Annotated in this window: 5 protein-coding genes and 1 pseudogene; all 6 read left to right on the forward strand. The window is 31.2% G+C overall.

Translation table 11 applies throughout. The annotated features are described in order from the left end of the window. The coding region (locus tag BLS90_RS16480) for an RHS repeat-associated core domain-containing protein (protein ID WP_317039428.1) at nucleotides 1-945 on the forward strand (945 nt) is incomplete at its 5' end. Nucleotides 946-2,016: 1,071 nt separating this feature from the next. Continuing rightward, nucleotides 2,017-2,136: pseudogene (locus BLS90_RS17205) on the forward strand (type II secretion system F family protein); the annotation flags it as partial. Between the two features lie 491 nt (nucleotides 2,137-2,627). Beyond that, the gene (locus tag BLS90_RS16495; protein WP_091259588.1) at nucleotides 2,628-3,020 is read left to right on the forward strand and encodes a helix-turn-helix domain-containing protein; all 393 of its coding nucleotides are present in this window, start codon (nucleotides 2,628-2,630) and stop codon (nucleotides 3,018-3,020) included. Then, nucleotides 3,010-3,618: an IS630 family transposase gene (locus tag BLS90_RS16500; protein ID WP_091259589.1), complete on the forward strand. Its 609-nt coding sequence runs from the start codon at nucleotides 3,010-3,012 to the stop codon at nucleotides 3,616-3,618. The genes BLS90_RS16495 and BLS90_RS16500 overlap by 11 nt, the downstream gene beginning before the upstream one ends. Before the next feature lie 184 nt (nucleotides 3,619-3,802). After that, the gene (locus tag BLS90_RS16505) at nucleotides 3,803-7,633 is read left to right on the forward strand and encodes a fibronectin type III domain-containing protein (RefSeq protein ID WP_175455510.1); all 3,831 of its coding nucleotides are present in this window, start codon (nucleotides 3,803-3,805) and stop codon (nucleotides 7,631-7,633) included. 12 nt (nucleotides 7,634-7,645) lie between these two features. Next, nucleotides 7,646-7,914 (forward strand): DUF6443 domain-containing protein (locus BLS90_RS16510; RefSeq protein WP_139171483.1); only part of this gene is annotated, 269 nt, incomplete at its 3' end.

The following is a 7,914-nucleotide window of genomic DNA, read 5'->3' on the forward strand; positions in this document are numbered from 1 at the left end:
ACAATACAAGAGGAAAATAACTATTACCCTTTTGGATTGAAACACGCTGGCTACGGTAATACAATATCTTCTACTAATGGTGCGTTAAAGTATAAGTTTAATAAAAGAGAATACCAAGACGAGCTTGGGCTTAATGTTACTGCAATGGATTGGCGACAATATGACCCAGCCATTGGTAGGTTTAACGTTATTGATCCACTAGCTGAAAAAAAATATGATAATACTCCTTATCGTTTTGGATTTAACAATCCTGTATTTTGGTCTGACCCAACTGGTTTGTTCGAAACACGAAAAGAAGCAAGAGAATATAGAAGAGCAAATGGTGTAGAAGGACGTATTCAAAGAAATGGGGATGGTGGATATGATATAAATAACTACAAAACACACACCAGTTATTCCTCGGGTGACGATAAAGGATTTGGTAATGATTCTCATTCTAATGATGGAGTTGTAGAATCTGCTTTAGTAACTAAATCAAAATCTTCCTTTGGCGGAAAAGATTTGTTTGATGTTGCAGGTACTGATTTAGCATATGCGGAGAATATTGCTTGGAAAGGAATGTCAACAGCTTCTAAAAGTAAATTTGCGTGGGACAATGCGGATAAATTAGCACGGATAGGATTAAAAGGATCTACTAGTGTTCTTTATAAAACTAAAATTCCCACAGCAATGAAAGGTGTAGGTGTTGGGATGGGACTTGTGTCAGCAGGTTTAGTTGTTTCAGATGTCGTGATTAATGAACAAATTAAAGCATCCAATGTGCTAGATGGAGTTATCACAGGTGCAAGTTTTATACCTGGCTGGGGTTGGGTTATTGGAGGAGCTTATTTAGGTGCAGATTCAATTACTAAAGGAGTTTCTGGAAAATCGATAGGACAACATCTTGATGAGGCTGTAGAAGAAAAATATGATTTAGATAATGGAACTTTAACAAGTTGGAAATGATAAAAATAAGAGATTACATTTTTTATAGAACCTACGAAGCATACAAAAAGAAAGAACATCCCGCACTCTTTTCGAGTACATTATATTTATCAGCGTGTGATTTATTTTTATTTTCATTTTCATATGGTATTTGTATATATCTATTAGATGGTATTGAAAAAAAATACAAATACTATATCTTTCTATTGTATTTTAGTATTGTTGTGTTTTTAAATATTAATAAATACTATAAAAAACAGAAAATTAAAGACTTAATAAGTTTATATCAAAATAATTATCTAAATAAAACCATAAGTAGTTGGGTCTTCTTCTTTATTTTACCAATTTGTATGGTAGTTGGAATAGGATTCCATATTTTAATATCAATCATTATAAAAAAATACAATTTAGAAGGGTGGTTGTTCTTTTATTTTTCAAACATATAATAACCGTAATAAGCAAAAAAACCGAGCAAGTGCTCGGTTTTTTTGCTTATAACATTGCTACATTTTTATTGAAGAAATCTTTAAACTTCTTTGTAGTTAGCATTTTGTCAATAATTTTAAAGACAGTAGTTTTGTCGTCTTCGTCGAGTTGATTGATAAGATGAGTTTTTCAAAATCGGGTTTATCCATTATGGTAACATCTTCGGGAACGATATTTTCATAGTTCAAAATTTGGTCAGCGGTAAGATTAAAAAGTTTGGTTAATTTTTGTAATTCTCCCAGCTGTCCGCAGTGTTCTCTAAAACGAAAAGATTATTAAAAGTTGGGCTTGCTGTGCGAATGTCTCCTGTTTTGGGCTCTTTTTTGGTGAAAATTTATCTGGCTCAGTTCACACAAGCTATTGCTTTGCTAACCACTGCCAAAGTTTCTTTATTGAACAGCATGCAAATGATAAAAAAATGATCCAATTTGCTCCCTAACAAGAATCGTTGACTGTTGTAGAACATAATATCTAAAAGAGACATAGTTTAAGCGAAAGTCTAAAAGCGAATTCGTTGTTTGATAACCGCATCATCTCTATGGAAAAGTAGTAGAAGAAACCAACCAAACGGACTATGTTTATCAGCAACTTAGCAAGCAATACAGCCAAGAGGTAATGAAGATATGCAAAGTTTTAACCAAGGTCCTGGAACCTTTTATTATTCTTTTCATGTGGGTTTTAGTTGCGGTATTGCTTGTGGCGATGTATTTACCAATGTTTCGCTGAGTAGTGTGATAAATTAGAAAATAAAGCTTGTTTGTTTTTGTTATTTATTGTGGTATTATATTTTAATAAGTTTTGTATTGTTATAAAATAGTTAATAGAATTATTTTATAAGATTGTGTTTAAATAAACACAGTAATAATCTTATATTTTAAAAATTACGCTTATATTAGCTACAAAAAAAACACAGAATAAAAATGTATTATCATGTTGCAACGAATTAAAAGTCAAGCAGGAACTGATTTTGGAGTAGTCAAACTCGAAGACACTACAAACTCAGATTAAATAAAAAATTATCCATAATAAACGCTAAAATTTGATTTAAATAAAAATAATTTAGTTAATTATGTTTTCATCTCATAAGTTACTGATCTTGATTATTTTAACTTGAAACAGTATTTGAAAGTTATTAAATAAGGTAAGTAAGTAATTAGAATAAATTAATGTCGTATTTTGTTGGTTTCATGGGATATAATTTGTATATTTATCTCATTATGAGATACGTAACACTAAAAAATGAAGAGATTGAGGTATTGGAAAACCTTCATCAAAATAGTCCTAATAATACCATTAGAAAACGCAGTCAATGTCTTGTTTTATCACATCAAAGACGTAAGATTATTGACTTGGCTTCTATTTTTAATGTCAGCCGCAGAACGATTGAACGTTGGTTTGATAGTTGGACCGAAATCGGGGTTGATTCCCTTGGAATAGCAGAAGGAAGAGGAGCGAAAACTCTTTTAAAAGATTATTCTAAAGAGGTTTCCGAGCAATTAGAACTTCACAACAGAAATTTAAAAAATGTATTAATTTATTTTGAAGAGCAACACAATATTATCATCTGCAAAAAAACATTGCAGAATTTTTTAAAAGTTACTGGGTTATAGATGGAAAAGAGCTAGACTCTCCTTAAAAGGCAAACGAAACGAAGAACAATTTCGATTTAAGCAACAGCAAATAGAAACACTAAAGGTTTTGGAAGATGGCGGTTATATTGATTTATATTTTGGAGACCAAAGTCATTTTGGACTCACTCCTAATGTGCCTTACGCATGGCAAACAACCGAAAAGCCAATATTGTTACCCGCTGCTAAAGGCAAATATCAAAATGTAGTTGGATTAATGACACGTAAAAACAAGCTTTATTTTGAAATACTTGAAACAACTTTTAATTCTGATAGGATTATCTGTTTTATGGATCGTTTTGTGGAAAAAACCATCAAAAAAACAGTTGTGATTCTTGACAATTCACCAATCCATAAATCAAAGAAGTTTATGGCTAAAATAGAACAATGGAAGGAAAAAGATGTTTTAATTTACTTTTTGCCACCGTATTCTCCAGAGTTAAATCTGATAGAAATTCTATGGCGAAGAATAAAATATCAATGGCTAGGTTTCGATGCTTATAAAGGATTTGAAAATCTCAAAAAACAATTAAATTTCATTCTCAATAATTTCGGAACGAAATACGACATTAAATTTTAACCACTACTTAAACAACTTTACGCTGCTAAGAAACCTTTCATGAAGACTTTATAATTTCGATCTTATAAACAATAATTGAAAGGAAAAAGGGATGATAATTAAGAAATAAAAATTGAAAGTTATGAAAAATAAAATGTTTAAAATGATTGCAATTATATTTTGTATTCAAAATGTATTTGGTCAAATGTCAAGTAATATACCTAATATAGTTCCAGTGTCGCCAGAGGCTAGTTCTCTTTTTAAATACACTGACATTCCAGTAAGTAATACAACAGGTATTCCAAATATTTCAATACCTATTTACGAAATTAAATTAAAGGATTTTGTTTTGCCTATTAATTTAACTTATCATTCTTCAGGAACTAAACTGGATGATACAAGTACATCTGTTGGTTTAGGGTGGACATTAAATGCTGGAGGTATGGTATCCAGTCAGGTGTATGGTCAAAAAGACTTAAAGAACAATAGGGCTTTTTATCCTTCAAATAGAGGATTGTCTCCAACTACAATATCTCATAATATGGAACCAATTGCTCAAGAAGACTATAATATTTTAAAAACGATAGTTAATTCTGATGGTTCATACGATACTCAGCCAGATATATTTTATTATAGTTGTGGTAATTTATCAGGTAAATTTTTTATTTCAAAGGAAGGTACAATACATACTATGCCTTTTACTCCAATAAAAATACTCTGGGGTGTAGATGAGTTTGTAATAATTGATGAAAAAGGAAATAAATACACTTTTAATATTATTGAAGGTACAAGAACATTAAATTGTACTACGACTACAAGTCAATTTTTCCCTGGAGGATGTAATGAAAGTGTAAATGAAGTGTACTATATTAGTAAAATTGAAACACCAAATAATCAGATAATTAATTTTAACTATATTAATCAAAGTTATGCTTATGATTTGCCAACAGTATATTCTAGATACAAACAACCAGTAGTATACACCTGTTCAGATTTGCCTTTAAACGCACAAACTACAACAACTTCAAAAACAATTATAAATGGAAAGTTACTAAAATCAATAACCACTAATACTAATGAAAAGATAGATTTTATATACGATAGTTGTCCTAGACTCGATTTGCCATCAACCTATCATTATGACAGGTATTTATCTGGTGGGTTTTCTTTAAAGGCTATCGAAGTAAACAAAGGCAGTAACAAGGATACTTATACATTAAAACAAGGTTATTTTAATGTCAATGATTATCAACCATGTGTAACAACTAGCAATAATTCACCTAGATTAAAATTAATTTCTTTAACAAAGAATAAAGATAATCCTTATAGCTTTGAATATAATGAGGATCAACAGCTTGCGAGAAAATTTGAAAATAATTTTGATGATTGGGGGTATATTAAAAGTCAAGGAACTAAATTCCCAAATGATTATGTAAGCTTTTTTAATGAAACAGGAAATAGAGAACCTGATTTAGAATATACAAAATTAGGGGTACTCAAGAAGATAAAATATCCAACAGGAGGTCATTCCCTTTTTAATTATGAACTTAATGAATATTATGGGAATAAAGATGCTAATTTAATTAATCCACCGATCAAAAAACAAGCCAGTTTATATATTGTAGATATGGGATATAATGATCTTCTAGAGTCGCAATTCCTTTCACAAACATTCGTAATTTCTGATAAAGTAATTCCGTCTAGCATAATGTATTATCCAAACTATTGTAATCAAAATAACCCAGATGATGCTCATTTAATTAATATTTTAATAACAGATTTAAACGGTAATGTTATCAATAATATTACTAATTACGGAAATGAGTATGTATTAAATTTACAGCCGGGTACTTATATTTTAAAAGTTTATGGCACATACATAGGTGGTGGTGCCAGAATAGAATGGTATGAAAATCAAAATAATCTTCCTGAAATTGTAGGCAACCATAAAGCAGGAGGTTTACGTATAAAAAGTATTTTTGAATATGAAAACGCCTCTAGCCTTGCTCCAATAAAGAAAAAGATTTACAACTATAATCAAAAAGACAATCCCACATTATCCTCTGGAAGAATAACCGCTCCTCCAACATATAGTTATCGAGAATTTAAACATCAGATTGTTTGTGGAGGATGTACAAGCAATCAAATGTATATAGCAAATTATGCTGCGCAAGATTCTAGAAATATATTAGCTCTAAATGGATTTCAAGGATCTCATATTATGTATACAGACGTTAGTGTTTATGAAGATGAACTAAAATCTAACGGTTATTCCTATTTCAAATATTCATTTGTGGATGACAATAGATATGGCTTCATAAACAGACCAACGACACCTATAACCAATTATGATTTTAAAAGAGGGGATTTATTAGAACAAATAGACTATAAAGCTGAATCAACAGGCCAGTTTCGCATGATAAAAAAGAGTACTTATGAGTATGAATATAATTTTACAAGTCCTGAAGGGGGTGGACTTTTTAAAAATGGTATAATGTCAAATGAAAAACATGAGTTAGGATTTGACATCAAAATATTGAATAGTGAAGTGTTTTGTCTATCTGATTTGGAAGGAATGCAATTTCCAATGCTTTTTGAATTGGGGTATTATAAACTATATTCTGTTTGGAAATACATGAAAAAATCAGTTGAATCAACGTATGATACAAATGGAAGCAATCCAGTAACAATAGAGACAAATTATAATTATAATAACCCTCTTCATTGTCAACCTACATCTGTTTTAATAAGTAGCTCTAATCTTAACAACGAAAAATTAGAAAATAAATATTACTACCCCCAAGATGCTATAATGACAAACCAACCAATTGTAAGTGATATGATTGCAAAGAATATGATCACTATACCTCTTAAAACAGAAAACTATAGAGACAATAAAAAACTCTCAGAGCAAAAAACAATTTATGGGAATGATGCTACGACTAATAATTTAGTATTGCCTAAAACTATTTATGCTGCAAAATTCCCAAATGCTTTACCAGTTCTTCCTAACGATATAGGACAACTCGAAAAGAAAATTACTTTCGATTTATATGATAACAAGGGCAACATTACACAGTATACGCCAGAAGCTGGCACACCTGTTACAATAATCTGGGGTTACAATAAAACACTACCCATTGCTAAAATCGAGAATACTACCAATGTTGCAATTTCAAATGAATTAGGGGTTTCTTTGGCATCTTTAAATGAGACTAATTTGGCTCAAATTAATGGCTTAAAATCATCCATACCTAATGCTATGATCACTACCTATACTCATATCCCATTAGTTGGAGTGAGTACCATTATAGATCCTAAAGGACTAAAAACCACATATGAATATGATTCTTTCAATAGACTACAGTGGGTTCAAGATCATGAGGGCAACGTTTTGCAAAAATATTGCTACAACTACAAAGGAAAGTCTGTAAATTGTGATGCCAACAGTACGATACCATTAACACCGAGAGGTTTAACACCTACAGGTGTAACTGCATCTACAATCAATTTTTCTTGGAATACTGTTTCTGGCGCAACCGGATATAAAATTTATCTAAATGGAGTCTATGTGAGTGCTACAAGTACGACATCTGGCACTCTATCAGGTCTATCTGCCGATACTTCTTACAATGTACAAGTTCTCGCTTATAATACTGCTGGTAATAGCGCATTATCCGCTGCTGAAGTAATCGCTACAACTTCTGATCCTTATACAGATGCATGTTCCTTAAGCTTTAATGGAATTAATGGAACTGGTACTTTTTATAAAAATGATGGCAGCTACTTAACACTGTCAGCATCTGGTACTATAAACGGCATTTTAGCTGCAGGAGATACATTTTACGTGACAGTAATTGCGTCAAGTAATTACTACAAGAGATTAACAATAACCAGCTCAGTAAGAGGAATTTTATTTTCCGCAAATAATTTAAGTAGCGATATTACTTCTGACACATTCACTAAAATAGGATCTGAAGTGATAACCGTGCAAAGTAGTACTTCATCTCAAGGAATTGAAGAAATTGGATATTAAATTAAAAAAATCATGAAAAAACATATTCTAATAGTTGTTTTGTTAGTACTATCGAGTCTAAATAGCATCGCTCAAACCTTGAGTAGTGAGAATTTTATTTATACCGCTGTACCTCAGAAAGCAGTTCAGGCTGCTAACTACAATACCCTAACCAAAGCAGAAATAAATCAAAGTGTAACTTACTTCGATGGACTAGGTCGTCCTATGCAGACTATTGCTATTGGACAAGGCGGAAATGGAGAGGATATCATCACTCCAATTATTTACGATGGTTTTGGTAG

It is taken from the genome of Flavobacterium omnivorum (assembly GCF_900099915.1).
Taxonomy (GTDB): domain Bacteria; phylum Bacteroidota; class Bacteroidia; order Flavobacteriales; family Flavobacteriaceae; genus Flavobacterium; species Flavobacterium omnivorum.

Coding starts and splice junctions, on each gene's coding strand:
- BLS90_RS16495 (WP_091259588.1), top strand. CDS start 2,628: ATGAGATACGTAACACTAAAAAATGAAGAGATTGAGGTATTGGAAAAC.
- BLS90_RS16505 (WP_175455510.1), top strand. CDS start 3,803: ATGTCAAGTAATATACCTAATATAGTTCCAGTGTCGCCAGAGGCTAGT.